Origin of the sequence: Sphaerotilus uruguayifluvii, assembly GCF_013294065.1 — a bacterium.
In the GTDB taxonomy this organism is placed as follows: domain Bacteria; phylum Pseudomonadota; class Gammaproteobacteria; order Burkholderiales; family Burkholderiaceae_C; genus Sphaerotilus; species Sphaerotilus uruguayifluvii.
This window is the reverse complement of the sequence record NZ_JABSNM010000023.1, coordinates 65,580-82,018: the sequence shown is the minus strand read 5'-3', so window position 1 is coordinate 82,018 and position 16,439 is coordinate 65,580. Positions and strand designations below refer to the sequence as shown.

15 protein-coding genes are annotated in these 16,439 nt (G+C 71.7%); 10 read left to right on the top strand and 5 right to left on the bottom strand.

The genetic code is table 11. The features are described 5' to 3' along the window. Window positions 1–226: 226 nt before the first annotated feature. The 5 genes from rplU to HNQ01_RS19420 all read left to right on the top strand — a co-directional run bounded on the left by rplU (window position 227) and on the right by HNQ01_RS19420 (window position 4,082). The gene (rplU, locus tag HNQ01_RS19440; RefSeq protein ID WP_173807154.1) at window positions 227–538 is read left to right on the top strand and encodes a 50S ribosomal protein L21; all 312 of its coding nucleotides are present in this window, start codon (window positions 227–229) and stop codon (window positions 536–538) included. 37 nt (window positions 539–575) lie between these two features. After that, the gene (gene rpmA / locus HNQ01_RS19435) at window positions 576–833 is read left to right on the top strand and encodes a 50S ribosomal protein L27 (RefSeq protein ID WP_173807153.1); all 258 of its coding nucleotides are present in this window, start codon (window positions 576–578) and stop codon (window positions 831–833) included. A 96-nt stretch (window positions 834–929) separates the two neighbouring features. After that, window positions 930–2,132, top strand: a complete 1,203-nt coding sequence (gene obgE, locus HNQ01_RS19430) for a GTPase ObgE (RefSeq protein WP_173807152.1) — start codon at window positions 930–932, stop codon at window positions 2,130–2,132. Between the two features lie 44 nt (window positions 2,133–2,176). Continuing rightward, on the top strand, window positions 2,177–3,295 hold the full coding sequence (gene proB / locus HNQ01_RS19425) for a glutamate 5-kinase (protein ID WP_173807151.1): 1,119 nt from the start codon (window positions 2,177–2,179) through the stop codon (window positions 3,293–3,295). Window positions 3,296–3,485: 190 nt separating this feature from the next. Then, window positions 3,486–4,082 carry a PEP-CTERM sorting domain-containing protein gene (locus HNQ01_RS19420; RefSeq protein ID WP_173807150.1) on the top strand — a complete coding sequence of 199 codons (597 nt, stop codon included), beginning with the start codon at window positions 3,486–3,488 and terminating at the stop codon, window positions 4,080–4,082. Window positions 4,083–4,176: 94 nt separating this feature from the next. Here the strand turns inward: HNQ01_RS19420 and metH are convergent, their stop codons facing one another. Then, window positions 4,177–6,921, bottom strand: a complete 2,745-nt coding sequence (gene metH / locus HNQ01_RS19415) for a methionine synthase (protein WP_173807149.1) — start codon at window positions 6,919–6,921, stop codon at window positions 4,177–4,179. Window positions 6,922–6,942: 21 nt separating this feature from the next. After that, window positions 6,943–7,998 (bottom strand): homocysteine S-methyltransferase family protein, encoded by a 1,056-nt coding sequence (locus tag HNQ01_RS19410; protein ID WP_173807148.1) that lies wholly within the window; start codon window positions 7,996–7,998, stop codon window positions 6,943–6,945. Between the two features lie 112 nt (window positions 7,999–8,110). Between HNQ01_RS19410 and HNQ01_RS19405 the strand changes: the two genes are divergently transcribed. After that, a complete protein-coding gene (locus tag HNQ01_RS19405) occupies window positions 8,111–8,548 on the top strand; it encodes a DUF4332 domain-containing protein (protein WP_217427621.1) in 438 nt (145 codons plus the stop codon). A 49-nt stretch (window positions 8,549–8,597) separates the two neighbouring features. Here HNQ01_RS19405 and HNQ01_RS19400 read toward each other — a convergent pair whose 3' ends face one another. The 3 genes from HNQ01_RS19400 to HNQ01_RS19390 all read right to left on the bottom strand — a co-directional run bounded on the left by HNQ01_RS19400 (window position 8,598) and on the right by HNQ01_RS19390 (window position 12,459). Further along, entirely contained in the window at window positions 8,598–10,955 is a 2,358-nt protein-coding gene (locus tag HNQ01_RS19400; protein ID WP_173807147.1) for an ATP-binding protein, read from the bottom strand. A gap of 125 nt (window positions 10,956–11,080) precedes the next feature. Next, a complete protein-coding gene (locus HNQ01_RS19395; protein WP_173807146.1) occupies window positions 11,081–11,326 on the bottom strand; it encodes a BTH_I0359 family protein in 246 nt (81 codons plus the stop codon). 71 nt (window positions 11,327–11,397) lie between these two features. Continuing rightward, window positions 11,398–12,459, bottom strand: coding sequence for a DUF3108 domain-containing protein (locus HNQ01_RS19390; RefSeq protein ID WP_173807145.1), 1,062 nt, complete (start codon window positions 12,457–12,459; stop codon window positions 11,398–11,400). A gap of 61 nt (window positions 12,460–12,520) precedes the next feature. Between HNQ01_RS19390 and HNQ01_RS19385 the strand changes: the two genes are divergently transcribed. The 4 genes from HNQ01_RS19385 to HNQ01_RS19370 all read left to right on the top strand — a co-directional run bounded on the left by HNQ01_RS19385 (window position 12,521) and on the right by HNQ01_RS19370 (window position 16,437). After that, a complete protein-coding gene (locus tag HNQ01_RS19385; protein WP_173807144.1) occupies window positions 12,521–13,351 on the top strand; it encodes a fumarylacetoacetate hydrolase in 831 nt (276 codons plus the stop codon). 1 nt (window position 13,352) lies between these two features. Beyond that, on the top strand, window positions 13,353–14,351 hold the full coding sequence (locus HNQ01_RS19380; RefSeq protein WP_173807143.1) for a TraB/GumN family protein: 999 nt from the start codon (window positions 13,353–13,355) through the stop codon (window positions 14,349–14,351). Between the two features lie 109 nt (window positions 14,352–14,460). Continuing rightward, window positions 14,461–15,213, top strand: a complete 753-nt coding sequence (locus HNQ01_RS19375) for a PhaM family polyhydroxyalkanoate granule multifunctional regulatory protein (protein ID WP_173807142.1) — start codon at window positions 14,461–14,463, stop codon at window positions 15,211–15,213. 72 nt (window positions 15,214–15,285) lie between these two features. Continuing rightward, window positions 15,286–16,437, top strand: coding sequence for an FIST signal transduction protein (locus HNQ01_RS19370; RefSeq protein WP_173807161.1), 1,152 nt, complete (start codon window positions 15,286–15,288; stop codon window positions 16,435–16,437). Window positions 16,438–16,439: the final 2 nt, after the last annotated feature.

Sequence of the window (16,439 nt, the reverse complement as noted above, 5' to 3'; positions counted from 1 at the left end):
CGCAAACCGCTCTCGGCTGATGTCACTCGCGTAGGCTTTTCTCGTCGGCATCCCCGCATTTTCAGGGCAGTCGGGATCGTGAACACGCTCTCAGATCCGACATCGTTCCGGGATGCGCTCAGGATCCGTGCTACAATCTTCGGCTTCGCGCGAAAGAGGGTCTGGCCTTGGCCAAGGTCCTGGGGCGCGCGATCAAGGAAGTTCTTTTCCCCACGAAAGGGTTGACATGTACGCGGTCATAAAAACCGGTGGCAAGCAATACAAGGTTGCAGCCGGCGAAAAAATCAAGGTAGAACAGATCACTGCGGACGTCGGCCAGGAGATCGTGATCGACCAGGTGCTCGCCGTCGGCAACGGCGCTGAGCTCAAGGTCGGTGCACCCCTGGTGGATGGCGCCTCGGTGAAGGCCACCGTCGTCTCGCACGGCCGTCACGACAAGGTCCGCATCTTCAAGATGCGTCGCCGCAAGCACTACCAGAAGCGCCAGGGCCATCGCCAGAACTACACCGAGCTGGAAATCGGCGCGATCGTCGCCTGATCCCGGTTCTTTCATCAGATCTCCAAGGAGCTGAAACATGGCACAGAAAAAAGGCGGCGGTTCCACGCGGAACGGCCGCGACTCCAAGCCGAAGATGCTCGGCGTCAAGGCCTACGGCGGCCAGGTCGTGAGCGCGGGCTCGATCATCGTGCGTCAGCGCGGCACCCGTTTCCACGCAGGCAGCAACGTCGGCATGGGCCGCGATCACACGCTGTTCGCGCTGGTCGACGGAACGATCTCGTTCTGCGTCAAGGGCGCCGACAACCGCAAGACCGTCACGGTCACGCCGGTCTGAGCGAACGGACACACCTGTCCTTTCGCCTCATGCGCATGAAGCCCCGGCGTGCCGGGGCTTTTTGCATTGCAACGATCTCTCGTCCGGAGAACACGCATGAAATTTGTCGATGAGGTCACGATCGACGTGGCCGCCGGAAACGGTGGTGCCGGCTGCGCGAGCTTCCGGCGCGAGAAGTTCATTCCCTTTGGCGGCCCCGATGGCGGCAACGGCGGCCGCGGCGGCCATGTCTACGCGCTGGGCGACCGCAACCTGAACACGCTGGTCGATTTCCGCTACACCCGCCGCCACGAGGCGCGCAACGGCGAGGCCGGCCGCGGCTCCGACCAGTTCGGCGCCGCCGGCGAGGACGTGGTGCTGCGCATGCCGGTGGGCACGATCATCCGCGACGCCGAGACCGAGGAGATCATCGCCGAGCTGCTCGAGCACGGCGAGAAGATCATCCTGGCCAAGGGCGGCGACGGCGGCTTCGGCAACCTGCACTTCAAGTCCAGCACCAACCGCGCGCCGCGCCAGAAGACCCCGGGCTGGCCCGGCGAGATCAAGGCGCTCAAGCTCGAGCTGCGCGTGCTGGCCGACGTCGGCCTGCTGGGCATGCCCAACGCCGGCAAGTCGACGCTGATCACCGCCATCTCGAACGCGCGGCCGAAGATCGCCGACTATCCCTTCACGACGCTGCACCCGAACCTGGGCGTGGTGCGCGTGGGTCCGAGCCAGAGCTTCGTCGTCGCCGACGTGCCCGGCCTGATCGAGGGTGCCTCCGAGGGCGCGGGCCTGGGTCACCTGTTCCTGCGCCACCTGCAGCGCACCCGCGTGCTGCTGCACCTGGTCGACGCGGTGCCCTTCGACGAAAACGTCGACCCGGTCGCCGAGGTCCGTGCGATCGCCAAGGAGCTGAAGAAGTACGACAAGGCGCTGTACGAGAAGCCGCGCTGGCTGGTGCTCAACAAGCTCGACATGCTGCCCGATCCGGCCGAGCGCAAGGCGCGGGTGAAGGACATCGTGCGCCGTCTGCGCTGGAAGGGTCCGGTCTACGAGCTGTCCGCGCTGACCCGCGAGGGCTGCGACCCGCTGGTGCATGCGCTCTACGCCTATGTCTCGAAGCTGAACGCGCCGCCGATCGAGGAGCCGGATGTGCGCTTCGTCGACGGCGAGGGCGCACCCGAGCCGGTCGCCGAGGCTGCGGCCGAGCCGAAGCCGGCGCCGCGCCGCCGCGCCAAGGCCGCACCGAAGCCGACCGCGCCGAAGGACGACGAGGCCGCCTACGTGCCCGACTCCGACGATCCCCGCTTCCGCTGATCCCGTCTCCACCTCTTCGTCCGCGGTCGCCGCGGCCCGCTGCCATGAGTGATGTCCTGAAGAACGCCCGCCGCATCGTCGTCAAGGTCGGCTCCAGCCTGGTCACCAACGAGGGGCGCGGGCTCGACGCCGCCGCGATCCACGCCTGGTGCGTGCAGCTGGCGGCGCTGGTGCGCCAGGGCCGCGAGGTGGTGATGGTGTCCTCGGGCGCGATCGCCGAGGGCATGAAGCGCCTGGGCTGGGCGACCCGGCCCAAGGAGATCAACGAGCTGCAGGCCGCGGCCGCCGTCGGCCAGATGGGCCTGGCGCAGATCTACGAGACGTCCCTGCGCGAGCAGGGCCTGGGCAGCGCGCAGGTGCTGCTGACGCACGCCGACCTGGCCGACCGCGAGCGCTACCTCAACGCCCGCTCGACGCTGCTGACGCTCTTGGGCCTGGGCGTGGTGCCGGTGATCAACGAGAACGACACGGTGGTCACCGACGAGATCAAGGTCGGCGACAACGACACGCTGGGCGCCCTGGTGGCCAATCTGATCGAGGCCGATGCGCTGGTCATCCTGACCGACCAGAAGGGCCTCTATTCGGCCGATCCGCGCAAGGATCCGGACGCGAAGTTCATTCACGAGGCGGTGGCCGGCACGCCCGAGCTCGAGCAGATGGCCGGCGGCGCCGGCAGCTCGATCGGCAAGGGCGGCATGATCACCAAGATCCTGGCCGCGAAGCGCGCGGCCGGCAGCGGCGCCAGCACCGTGATCGCCTGGGGCCGCGAGCAGGACGCGCTGCTGCGCCTGGTCGAGGGCGAATCGATCGGCACGTTGCTGGTGGCGGCGACGCAGAAGGTCGCCGCGCGCAAGCAGTGGATGGCCGATCACCTGCAGCTGCGCGGCGCGGTCGTCGTCGACGACGGCGCGGCGCTGAAGCTGCGCGACGAGGGCAAGAGCCTGCTGCCGATCGGTGTGATCGAGGTCAGCGGCGAGTTCGCGCGCGGCGATGTCATCGCGGTGCGCACCGCCGCCGGCGTCGAGATCGCGCGCGGTCTGGCCAACTACGCCGCCAGCGAGACCCGGCGCATCGCGCGCAAGCCCTCGTCGCAGATCGAGGGCCTGCTGGGCTATGCGAACGAGCCCGAGCTGATCCATCGCGACAATCTGGTGCTGGGCTGAGCAGATCCGATCGAATCGGGTTCCCGTGCCCCCCGCCTTTGCGGGGGCATGGGACAAAACTCACTCGACAAGTTGGCGGCGACGGGGTCCACCCCCGCGAATGAGGGTGGCGCGGACATGGGGGCTGCCTAGACTCGGAGGCACAACAGCAACATCCCTGATTGCTGGCTTCAAGTCCAGGAGAATCCCGATGACCCCCACGCTGCTCAAGCGCCTTCCTCTCGCCGCTGCCGCCCTGCTGGCCCTGTGCGCCGGTGCGTCCCAGGCCCAGAGCGTCGCGCTGACCGACCCGACCTTCAGCGCTGCCGCGCTGGGCTATCCGCTGTCGTGGTCGATCGGCTCGGGCACGCCGGAGCTGGTCGGCGGCCAGCTCGACCTGGATGCCGGCGACTCGGTCTACCAGTCCTTCACGCTGTCGGGCAGCGGCCCCTACACCGTCAGCTTCGATGCCGCCGGCGTCGGTCGCTCGCGCCTGTTCCTGTCGTCGTCGGTCGGCCTGTTCGGCACGGTCAACCCGGACACGCTCGCCCTGGCCACCAGCGGCGCGTCGCTGAACGCGGTCACCGACTGGGGCTCGACCCCGGTGCATGTCACCTACGGCTTCAACGGCACCGCCGGCACGTCCTACCACCTGTACTTCTCGGGCTTCGGCACCGGCGTCGTGCTGGACAACGTCGCGGTCACCGCGGCGGTTCCGGAACCCGAGACCTTCGCGATGATGCTCGCCGGCCTCGGCGCCATCGGCTTCATGTCGCGCCGTCGTCGATTCGACGCGCGCCTGGGCTGATCGGCGAGTGGACGCGGGGCCGCTGGCGCGGTCCCGGCGGGATGAAGAAAGGGCGCCTTGCGGCGCCCTTCGTGCTTTCGGGTTTCCTCCGGCTTCAGCCCAGCACCGGGGCCAGCGCGCGCCGTGCCTGGGCTTCGTCCAGGCCTGCACGCTCAGCGTAGTCGGCGAGCTGGTCCTCGCCGATGCGGCCGACGTTGAAGTAGGTCGCCTGCGGGTGGGCCAGATAGAAGCCGCTGACCGAGGCGGCCGGCGTCATCGCCAGGCTCTCGGTGAGGCCCATGCCGATGGCCGGGGCGTCGAGCACCTCGAACATCGCGCGCTTGACGAGGTGGTCCGGGCAGGCCGGGTAGCCGGGCGCCGGGCGGATGCCGCGGTAGGCCTCCTTGATCAGCTCTTCGTTCGACAGCGCCTCGTCCGCCGCATAGCCCCACAGCTCGGTGCGCACGCGCTGGTGCAGCCGCTCGGCGAAGGCCTCGGCCAGGCGGTCGGCCAGGGCCTTGAGCATGATGGCGCTGTAGTCGTCGTGCTGGGCGATGAACTGCGCCTCCTTCTTCTCGACGTTCAGGCCGGCGGTGACGGCGAAGAGGCCGATGTAGTCGGGCTTCGTGCCCTTCGGGGCGATGAAGTCGGCCAGCGAGCGGTTCGGCCGCGCCACGCCGTCGATGACAGGACGCACCGTCTGCATGCGCAGCGGCTGCCAGCGCATCAGCACCTGGCTGCGCGACTCGTCGGCGTAGATCTCGATCGTGTCGTCGTCGACCGTGTTGGCGGGCCAGAAGCCCATCACGCCGCTCGCCTGCAGCCAGCGGCCGTCGATCAGGCGCTGCAGCATCTGGCGGCCGTCGGCCAGCACGCGGGTGGCCTGCTCGCCGACCACCTCGTCGGTCAGGATGTCGGGGTACTTGCCTGCCAGGTCCCAGGTCTGGAAGAAGGGCGCCCAGTCGATGCAGGCGGCCAGCTCGGCCAGATCCTGGTTGCGGAACTCGCGCCGGCCGAGGAACTTCGGTGCCGGCGGCAGGTAGCTGTCCCAGTCGAGCGGCGTGCGGTTGGCGCGCGCCTCGGCCAGCGTGACCAGCGGCGTGACCTTCTTGTTGGCGTGCTGCTCGCGCACCCGGTCGTAGTCGGCCTTCAGCTCGGCGATGTACTGGGGCGAGCGCTCCTCGCTCAGCAGGTCCGAGCACACGCCCACCGCGCGCGAGGCGTCGGGCACGTACACCACCGGGCCGCTGAAGTTCGGGGCGATCTTCACCGCGGTGTGCACCCGTGAACAGGTCGCGCCGCCGATCAGCAGCGGCGTGGCGCGCTCGGCGAAGTAGGGGTCGCGCTGCATCTCGGCGGCGACGTGCTGCATCTCCTCCAGGCTCGGCGTGATCAGGCCCGAGAGGCCGATGATGTCCGCGCCTTCCTCCTTGGCCTTCCTGAGGATGTCCTGGCACGGGACCATCACGCCCATGTTGACCACCTCGAAGTTGTTGCACTGCAGCACGACCGTGACGATGTTCTTGCCGATGTCGTGCACGTCGCCCTTGACGGTGGCGATGACGATCTTGCCCTTGGGCTTCACGTCGCCGCCGGCGTCCTGCAGGGCCTTCTTCTCGGCCTCGATGTAGGGCAGCAGGTGGGCGACGGCCTGCTTCATCACGCGGGCCGACTTGACCACCTGGGGCAGGAACATCTTGCCGGCGCCGAACAGGTCGCCGACCACGTTCATGCCGGCCATCAGCGGGCCTTCGATCACATGCAGCGGCCGCCCGCCGCGGGCCTGGATGGCCTGCCAGCATTCCTCGGTGTCGGCGTCGATGAAGTCGGTGATGCCGTGCACCAGGGCGTGCGACAGACGCTGCTCGACCGGCGCGGGCTGTTCAGGCGTGCCGCGCCAGGCCAGTCGGGCCGACTCGTCCTTGCCGGCGCTCTTGGCGCGGTCGGCGATCTCGATCAGGCGCTCGCCGGCGTCCTTGCGGCGGTTGAGCACCACGTCCTCCACGCGCTCGCGCAGCTCGGGCTCCAGGTCGTCGTAGACGCCGACCATGCCGGCGTTGACGATGCCCATGTCCATGCCCGCCTGGATGGCGTGGTACAGGAAGACGGTGTGGATGGCCTCGCGCACCGGCTCGTTGCCGCGGAACGAGAAGCTCACGTTCGAGACGCCGCCCGAGACCTTGGCGCCGGGCAGGTTCTGCTTGATCCAGCGCGTGGCCTCGATGAAGTCGACCGCGTAGTTGTCATGCTCCTCGATGCCGGTGGCGATCGCGAAGATGTTCGGGTCGAAGATGATGTCCTCCGGGGGGAAGCCGACCTCGTCGACCAGCACCCGGTAGGCGCGCTCGCAGATCTCGATCTTGCGCTGGTAGGTGTCGGCCTGGCCGGTCTCGTCGAAGGCCATGACGACGGCGGCGGCGCCGTAGCGGCGCACCAGCCCGGCCTGGCGCCTGAACTCGGCCTCGCCTTCCTTCAGCGAGATCGAGTTGACGACGCCCTTGCCCTGGATGCACTTCAGGCCGGCCTCGATCACCTCCCACTTGGAGGAGTCGATCATCACCGGCACGCGCGCGATCTCCGGCTCGCCGGCGATCAGGTTGAGGAAGCGCACCATGGCGGCCTTGCTGTCGAGCATGGCCTCGTCCATGTTGATGTCGATGATCTGCGCGCCGTTCTCGACCTGCTGGCGCGCGACGGCCAGGGCCTTCTCGTACTCGCCGGCCAGGATCATCTTGGCGAAGACGCGGCTGCCGGTGACGTTGGTGCGCTCGCCGACGTTGACGAAGAGGCTGCCCTGGCCGATCTCGACCGGCTCCAGGCCCGAGAGACGCATCGGCGGCGGGGTGAGGGGGGTGTTCATGTTCTTGTCGTCCTGCAGTCTTCAGGCGCCGATGAGGGAGGTGAACGGCGCGGCGTGGCGGCAGCGCGGCTGGTACTTGCCCACGCGCTCGGCGATGGCGCGGATGTGGTCCGGCGTCGTGCCGCAGCAGCCGCCGGCGATGTTGAGGAAGCCGGCCTGCGCGAACTCCTCGACCAGCCGGCCGGTGATGTCGGGCGTCTCGTCGAAGCCGGTGTCGCTCATCGGGTTGGGCAGACCGGCGTTGGGGTAGCAGCTGATGAAGGTGTCGCCGGCGATCTTCGACAGCTCTTCCACGTAGGGGCGCATCAGCGTGGCACCCAGCGCGCAGTTCAGGCCGATGGCGATCGGGCGGGCGTGGCGCACGCTGTTCCAGAACGCACCCACCGTCTGGCCCGACAGGATGCGCCCCGACGCGTCGGTGACGGTGCCGGAGATGATGACCGGCAGGCGCTCGCCGGTCTCCTCCATCAGCTCGTCGACCGCGAAGATGGCGGCCTTGGCGTTGAGGGTGTCGAAGATGGTCTCGATCAGGAAGAGGTCGGCGCCGCCGTCGAGCAGGCCGCGCGCCTGCTCCTTGTAGGCTTCGCGCAGCTCGTCGAAGCTGGTGTTGCGCGCGCCGGGATCGTTGACGTCCGGGCTGATGGAGGCGGTCTTCGGCGTCGGGCCGATGGCGCCGGCGACGAAGCGCGGCTTCTCCGGCGTCGAGAACTCGTCGCAGCACTGGCGCGCCAGCCGCGCGGCGGCCACGTTCATCTCGTAGGACAGCGCGCCCAGCTCGTAGTCGTCCTGCGCCACGCGGTTGGCGCCGAAGGTGTTGGTCTCGATCAGGTCGGCGCCGGCGGCCAGGTACTGGCGGTGGATCTCGCCGATGACGTCCGGGCGCGTGAGCACCAGCAGGTCGTTGTTGCCCTTGAGGTCCTTCGGGTGGTCCTTCAGGCGCTCGCCGCGGAAGTCGGCTTCCGTGAGCTTGTGGCGCTGGATCATCGTGCCCATCGCGCCGTCGAGGATGACGATGCGCTGCTGAAGCAGCTCGGGCAGGCGGGCGGCGCGGGTGTAGGCGGGGGTCGGGGCGGTCATGGCGGCAGATTGTAGGTAATCGTGCCGCTGCGGCGGCGATGCAACAGTGCCGCAAGACAAGGGTGATTCAATGCGGGAAGGCGTGTTTTCGATGATTTCTGGAGAGGAACGGATGGACACGAGGCAGGACTTCGAGCCGGTGCAGGCCGGACAGCAGATGCTGGCGCTGATGGGTGCGGCGGCGCAGTGGTGGGCCTGGATGCCCTGGGCGGCCTGGCTGCCGCCGGCCGACCCGGCCCCGCCGGCCGACCCGGTGCCGGTGGCCGATCCGGTTGCGGTGGCGGCGGTCGCCACCGACGACGATCTGACCCGCATCGAGGGCATCGGTCCGCGCATCGCCGCGCTGCTGAAGGACGCGGGCATCACCGGCTTCGCCGCGCTGGCGACGGCCCGTGCGGATCGGCTGGAGGCGGTGCTGGCCGCCGCCGGCCCGCGCTTCCGGCTGGCCCAGCCGGCCACCTGGCCGGAGCAGGCCGCGCTGCTGGCCGCCGGCGACGAGGCCGGCTTCGCCGCGCTGGCCGCCGAGCTCAAGGGCGGCGTGCGCCGCTGAGGCCCCGCCGGCCGGGACGCATCCGGCGGCGGAGTCTCCCGGGGGGCGCTCAGTGCGTGAAGCCGATCGAGCGGCGCTCGCGCACCTGCGGCTTGACCCGGTGCTCGCTCTCGAGCTGGGCCAGGAACTCGTCGGGCTCGAAGGCCTCGCCGAGAATGTCGACCTGGCGGCGCACCGCGGCGAAGTCGCCGCAGGCGAGCTGGTCGAGCAGGGCTAGGCGCTGGCGCTGCTCGGCGCTCAGCCGTTCGGCCGCGCCGCCCAGCGCCTCGGCGACGAACATGCGCTCGCGCTGCTCGGGGCGCAGCGGCAGGAAGCGGATCTTGAAGGTGAAGCGCCGCAGCGCCGCCTCGTCGAGGTCCTCGAACAGGTTGGTGGTGCAGATGAAGACGCCGCCGAAGCGCTCCATGCCCTGCAGCATCTCGTTGACCTCGGTCACCTCGTAGCTGCGCTCGGCGCGGCGGCGGGTGCGCAGGAAGCTGTCGGCCTCGTCGAGCAGCAGCACCGCCTGCTCGGCGCCGGCCTCGGCGAACATGCGCGCCATGTTCTGCTCGGTCTCGCCGACGAACTTGCTCACCAGGTCGCTGGCCTGGCGGATCATCAGCGGGCGGCCGAGCTCGCGGGCGATGTGCTCGGCCAGCGCGGTCTTGCCGGTGCCGGGCGCACCGTGAAAGCACAGCGCGCCGTGGCCGCGCCGGCGCAGCGCCTCGACGATGCGCGGCACCTCGAAGCGGCTCTCGACATGCAGCAGATCGAGGTCGTAGCTCGTCACCACCGGACGCGCGGCCGGGCGGGTCGCGTCGGTGTTGCCCAGCGCCAGGTCGGCGTGCGCGATCTGGCGCTCGATCAGGCGCTCCAGCGCCGCGCCGTCCGTGCTGCCGGCCTCGCCGACCAGCCGCGCGAAGCGCACCGCGGTGCGGATCTGCGCCGGCGTCAGCGCCTTGCGCTGCGTCAGCCGCTCGACGAACTCCGCGCCGACCACCGTGTCGCCCAGCGCGCGGCGCACCAGCGCCTCGCGCGCGCCCGGCGGCGGCGACTTCAGTTCCAGGTGGTACTGGAAGCGGCGCCGGAAGGCCGGGTCGATCTGCTCGATGCGGTTGGTGACCCAGATCACCGGCACCGGATTGCTCTCGAGGATCTGGTTGACCCAGGCCTTGCCGTTGACCGAGCCGGAGGCGCCGCCGTCGCCGCTGCTCTCGAGCCGGGCGATCAGCTGCGCCGCGTCCGAGGAGATCGGCGGGAACACGTCCTCGACCTCGTCGAACAGCAGCGCGACCTCCGGGCTGGCCTTCAGGAAGACCTGGCTGATCTGCAGCGAGCGGTAGCGGTCGCGGCCCGACAGCGAGTTGCCGTCGCGGTCGGCGTACTCGACCTCGTAGAGCTCGAGCCCGGCCTGCTGCGCCACCACCCGGGCGAGCTCGGTCTTGCCGGTGCCGGGCGGGCCGTACATCAGCACGTTGACGCCGCATTCGTGGCGCGCGACCGCGTTCCTCAGCAGCGCGGTCAGCACGTCCACCTCCTCGGCGACGAAATGGAAGTCGGCGGCGACCAGCTCGCTCTTCGTCGAGGGCCGCGTGAAGACCGCCATCAGGTCCTGCGGGTCGCGGTACTCGCGCATCAGCACCGGCGGCAGCTGGTCGGAGACCTTCATCAGGTCGGCCAGGTCGGTGATGTTGTGCTCGGAGATCAGGTTCTCGATCATGCCGATGCGCTCGAGCCGGCTGCCGGCGCGCAGCGCGTCGGCGACCTCGCGCTGGTCGACGCCGGCGACCTCGGCCAGCGTCGCGTAGGCCTCCTGGGCGCTGGCGACCTTGAACTCGACCAGCAGGCCGCGCAGGTCGCGCTGGTAGCGCGCCAGCGTGCCGTACAGGATCAGCGCGCGCTCGGCCGGGTTGAGCTGCAGCAGGCCGGCGAGCAGCTCGACGTTCTTCTCGACCAGCGTGGAGCTGCGGCGCAGGTGCTGGCCGAGCCAGTCGCCGGTCGTGCCCAGCACCGCCATCAGGTCCTTGGGTGCGTCCTTGATGTACTCGTCGATGTAGAAGAAGAGCGTGCCTTCCTCGTAGGGGCCGTGCCACCAGCCGTGGCGCTCGAGAAAGGCCTCGTCGTCGAGCTGCTCGTGGCCGACCCAGGCCTCGTGCTCGCGCACCCGCCGCCCGAGGAACTCGCGCAGCCGGTGCAGCACGCTAACCGGCCAGACCAGATGCCGCGCCGTCAGCGACAGCAGGCTGTTCCAGTCGCGCCGGCCGGCGAAGCGCCCGGCCTGGTGCCGCGTCAGCGTCAGCACGAAATGGGTGCAGAGCTGGTCGAGCACCGGCGAGTCCAGCAGGCCCGGCGACAGCAGCACCGGGGCGCCGCTCTTGCGGCTGCGCGATCGGCGCGCCGGTGCGGTGCGGGACACTTCCTTGCTCATGCGGTCTCCTCGGGATCAGCGGAGTCGGGCGCCGGCCCCGGCCGGGACCGGGGCGCCATGCGGCGCCGATCTTCGCCCCAACCGGGCGCGTGACGCAAGACCGTGTCGTACCGGGGAAGGGCCGCTCAGTGCAGCACGACCGGATGATGGGCCAGCGTCGTGTAGCCCGACAGGAACTCGTCGATCAGCATCTCGTCGTCGGTCTGGTCGATCAGGCGCTCGACGCCGGCCTGGAAGTGGTCGGCCAGCAGCCCGGCGAGGTAGATCTCGCGGCGCGAGGTCTTGTCGACGATCTCGAATCCGCCGTGCGGGTGATCGTCGCCGGCGTGCTGCATCACCGCGAAGTTCTCGGAGTTGTAGAGCATGTGCATCGTGATCTCCTTCAGAAACGATCGGAAAGGTGTTCCGGCTGCGCAGGCAGGTGAGGCGGGCGCGGGGGGATTCAAGGGTCGGCTCCACCGGGGCCGGGCTGCAGCAGCAGCTCGAGCACGTCGCCCCCATCGTCGCTCAGGCGCAGGCGCTGGGGCCAGTACGGCGGTTGCGGCAGCGTCCAGACCTCGGCATGGGTGTCGTGCGGGCCGTCGGGCTCGCGGCGCAGATGCCAGCGGCCGGCCTCGTCGCGGTCGATCAGCGTGAAGGTCCAGTCGTGCACCTCGCCGCCGACGCCGGCCACCGGCAGCGTGAGCTGCGTGCCGGCCGTGCGCCCGGGCCGCTCGATCCAGGCGGCGAGCTGCGCGATCCAGCTCAGCCGGTCCTGCGTGCCGGGCTGCAGCGGCGACTCGCCCTCGCGGGCCGAGAACAGCACCCGCGGGCGGCCGTCGTCGCGCACGAAGCTGACGGCGCGTTCGCTGCGGCGCAGCCGCCGCTCGGTGTGGCGCTCCGGCGCGACGCCGCTGGCGTCGATGCGGCCTTCGCTGCGCTGCTCCAGCAGCACGCCGAACACCGGCACGCGCGCCTGCAGCTGCATGCGGTAGCGGTGGCCGTCGCTGTCCCACTCGATCAGGCCGCTGCCCGTCAGCGCGCCGCGGCTCATCCGGTAGTGCAGCTGCGCCGAGGCCGGCGGCTGCAGCCGCTCCGGCGCCGCAGGCGCACGCAGGCCGTCGCCGCTCGAGGCCGGCGTGGCGGTGGAGCTGGCGGCCGCGCCGGCCCGGGCGCGCCGCGCCGGCGCCGGACGCGATGCGGCGAGGGCGACGGCGGTGACGCGGGCCGGTGCCTGGCGGTCGGCTGCCGCCCGCGTCGCGGGCTCGGCAGGCGTCGGGTCGGCCGCGGCCACCGGGACGGCGACGGGCATGGGCCCGGGGGCAGGGGGCGCCGGCGGCTCGGCCACCCGGGCCAGGACCGGGCGCAGCGCCGGCGCGGTCGCGGCCTGCGCCGGCGGGCTCCAGCGTCCGATCAGCCACAGATGCGCGCCCAGCGTCAGCATCAGCAGCGCCGCCGGCAGCGCGAGCCGTCCGGGCCGGCGCGGGGGGCGGCCTTCGGGCGGGGCGGGGCGGTCGGTCGGCAATCCGGGGTTCTCCGCGACGCGGCAAGGGCGTCATGCTGCCCAGTCTGCCATCATTCCGGCCATGAAGCTTGCGACCTACAAGGATGGCTCGCGCGACGGCCAGCTCGTCGTCGTGTCCTCCGACCTTGCCACCGCCCACCACGCCAGCGCGATCGCCTCGCGGCTGCAGCAGGTGCTCGACGACTGGGCCTTTCTCGCGCCGCAGCTGCAGGACCTGTCGCGCACGCTCGACGAGGGCAAGGCGCGCCATGCCTTTCCGTTCGAGCCGCGCATGTGCATGGCGCCGCTGGCGCGCGCGCACCGTGCGGTCGAGGCGCAGCACGCAGACGACGGCGAGGTCGCCTGGCAGGCGCTGCCCGGCGACGGCCTGCTCGGGCCGCATGACGACGTGGCGCTGTGCCGCCTCGGCGGCGAGGCCGAGGTCGCGCCGCGCTGGATCGTGCTGAGCGGCGAGGTGCCGCTGGGGGCCTCGCCGGAGCAGGCGCTCGACGGCGTGCGCCTGGTCGGCGCCGGCCTGCAGTGGCTGCAGCCGCAGGATCCGGCCGGCGCGCGGCCGTGGCTGAGCCTGGCGCCGGTGGTGGTCACGCCCGACGAGCTGCCGGCCGGGCGCGGTGCCTCGCGCGGGCGGGTCGCGCTGACGCTGGAGCCGCAGGGCCTGGGCGTGGCGGCTGCGCCCGATGGCGGCGAGCCGGCGATCTCGCCGCCGCTGGGGCCGCTGATGGCGCGGCTGGCGCAGGCCCGGGTGATCCGGGCCGGCACGCTGCTGGCGCTGGGGCCGCGCGCCCGGGCGACCGGTCCGGCCGAGCGGGTCGCGCTGACGCCGCAGGCCGCGCGCGGCCAGACGCCGCTGGGCACGATCGACGCCGGCCTGCGCCGGCTCGGGGGCGGCTGAGGTGCGCGGGGCGCTGTCGCGCGGGCTGAGGGCGCTGCTGCTGTCGCTGCCGATGCTGCTGCCGGCGGTGATGCCGGCCGCGGCGCAGGCCGAGGCGCTGTGCCCGCCGCAGGCCGAGCCGGCGCCGTCGCAGGCGCAGTGGCTCGACGCGATGCCCGGTCCGACCGACCGCGGCCTGCTCTGGCGCGTCGAGAAGGACGAGCATGTCTCCTGGCTCTACGCGACCGTGCACGTCGGCCGGCGCGACTGGATCGTGCCGGGTGCGACGGTGCTGTCGGCGCTGGCCTCGGCCGACCGGGTCGCCTTCGAGCTCGACCTGCTCGATCCGGGCGTGCTGCAGCGGCTGCAGCGGGCCGCGCGCGTGCCGCCGGGCCAGCCGCCGCTGCCGCCCGATCTGGCCGCGCGGCTGGATCAGGCGCTCTCCGAGGCCTGCGTCGGTCGCGGGCTCGACGGGCTGCGGCCGGAGCTGCAGGTCATCACGCTGGTGTCGCTGTCGCTGCGCCGCGACGGGCTCGATCCGGTCTGGGGCATCGACGGCTGGCTGGCGCGGCTGGCGCATGCGCGGCGCCAGACGGTCGTCTCGCTGGAAACGCCCGAGCAGCAGATCGCGCTGCTGACCGGGCGGCGCCCGCAGGACGGCGTCGAGGCGGTGCGCCGAGGTCTGGCGGAGATCGGCGATCCGGCCTCGCGCCGTGTGGCGCTGCGGCTGGCCGAGCTGTGGGCCGGCTCGGACGCGGCCGCGCTGGAGGACTTCGCGCAGTGGTGCGACTGCCTGGGCAGCGAGGCCGAGCGCGAGGCGCACCGCGTCGGCGTGGAGGCGCGCAATCCGGCGATGGCCGAGCGCATCGCCACGCTGCACCAGCGCGGCTCGCGGGTGTTCGCGGCGGTCGGCGCGCTGCACATGGTCGGGCCGCAGGGCCTGCCGGCGCTGCTGGCCCGGCGCGGTTTCCGGGTCGAGCGGGTGCTGCCGGCCGAGGTGCCCGTTCCCGCGCGTCAGTGACACGTCCGTCCGTGCTGGGCACAATGGGTCGGGACGGCCGAAATGAACGATCCCGAACGATCCGACGGCCTGGCCGCCGACCCCGAGGAGACACAGCAGGAGCGCCCCGATGACCGACAGCAGCAATCCGTTCAACAACCCCTATTCGCAGGCCTGCACCGAGGCCTTCAGCAAGTTCGTGCCCGGCTTCGACTTCCTGCAGGGCCTGGTGAAGAACGCCGGCCAGACCCTGCCCGGCATCGGCCAGTGGGTCGCGCCGACGCTCGATCCGCAGGAGATCGACAAGCGCATCGGCGAGCTGCGCACGGTGCAGTTCTGGCTCGAGCAGAACGCGCGCATGATCGCCGCGACCATCCAGGCGCTGGAGGTGCAGCGCATGACGCTGGGCACGCTGCGCACGATGAACGTGCCGATGGCCGACCTGGGCGAGGCGCTGAAGGTGCGCGTGCCCGACGTGTTCAGCGCCGCCGCGGCGGCTGCCGCGACGCCGGCTCCGCGCGCGGCCGCGCCGGCCCCGGCGCCTGCTCCCGCACCGGCCCCGGCCGCGGCGCCGGCGGCCGAGGCGCCCCCGGCGGTCGATGCGATGCAGTGGTGGGGCGCGCTGACGCAGCAGTTCACCGAGCTGGCCACGCAGACGATGCAGGCCACCTCGAGCGCGGCCGCCGAGGCCCAGGCCCGGGCCGCCGACGCGATGCAGGACGTGATGAGCAGCGTGGCCGCGGCCACCGCACCGGCGCCGGCGCCGCAGGCCGAGCCGGCGGCTGCACCTGCCCGCAAGGCCGCGCGCAAGACCGCGGCGGCCGCGCCGGCGCCGGCCGAGGCGCCCGCGAAGAAGGCCGCGCGCAAGAGCGCCGCGCGCTGAACGCCGAGGAAAGCGCCGCGCGTGCCGACGACCGGTTTCCTGACTGCCCACGCGACCCACCCGGACGCGACGATGGCGCTGGCGCTGGCCGCTGCGCAGCTGGATGCGCAGCGCGCCTCGCGTGCGCCGGTCGACCGCGGCCGGCATGCGCCGCTGGGCTTCATCTACATCACCGACCACTACGCCGACCGGGCCGAGGACCTGCTCGAGGAGCTGCGCCTGCGCTGGCCCGGCGTGCCCTGGGTCGGCGCGGTCGGCATCGGCGTGGCCGCCAGCGGCGTCGAGTACTTCGACGAGCCGGCGCTGGTGCTGATGCTCGCCGAGCTGCCGCCGGGCAGCTTCGAGCTGTTCAGCGGCGAGCGCCCGCTGCTGCGCGACGACCTGCAGGCCGCGCTGGTCCATGCCGATGGCGCCACGCCCGACATCGGCGAGCTGATCGCCGAGCTGTCGACGCGCACCACCAGCGGCTACCTGTTCGGCGGGCTGACCGCCTCGCGCCGGCGCGGCGTGCAGTTCTGCCTGCCGGTGCTGCCGGCCGGGCTGCCGGCGCCGGCCGGGCTGTACGAGGGCGGCATTTCCGGCGTGGCCTTCACCTCGCGGGTCGCGCTGCTGTCGCGTGTCACCCAGGGCTGCCAGCCGGTCGGGCCGGTGCGCCGGGTCGAGGCGGCGCAGGACAACATCGTGCTGAAGCTCGACGGCCAGAGCGCGCTGCAGTGCCTGCTCGACGACCTCGGCATCGACCTGAGCCATCCGCGCGAGGCGGTGCCGCGGCTGCGCTCGACGCTGGTCGGGCTGACCGATGCCGGCGACGACGTGCTGGCGCGCGGCCAGTTCGGGGACGACACCCGGGTGCGCCACCTGATCGGGCTCGATCCGATGCGCTCGGCGGTGGCGATCGCCGACCAGGTCGCGCCGGGCATGGCGCTGACCTTCTGCCGGCGCGACGTCGAGGCGGCGCGCCGCGACCTGATGCGCATCTGCGCCGAGATCCGCGAGGAGCTCTGTCCGGAGGACGGCAGTCCGCCCGGGCGCATTCTCGGCGCGATCTACGTCAGCTGCTCCGGCCGCGGCGGGCCGCATTTCGGCGGACCCTCGGCCGAGCTGCAGATCGTGCGCCATGCGCTCGGCGACGTGCCTCTGGCCGGTTTCTTCGCCGGCGGCGAGATCGCCCGCCACCATCTGTTCGGGTACACGGGAGTTCTGACCGTCTTCGTGCAATATTGAGC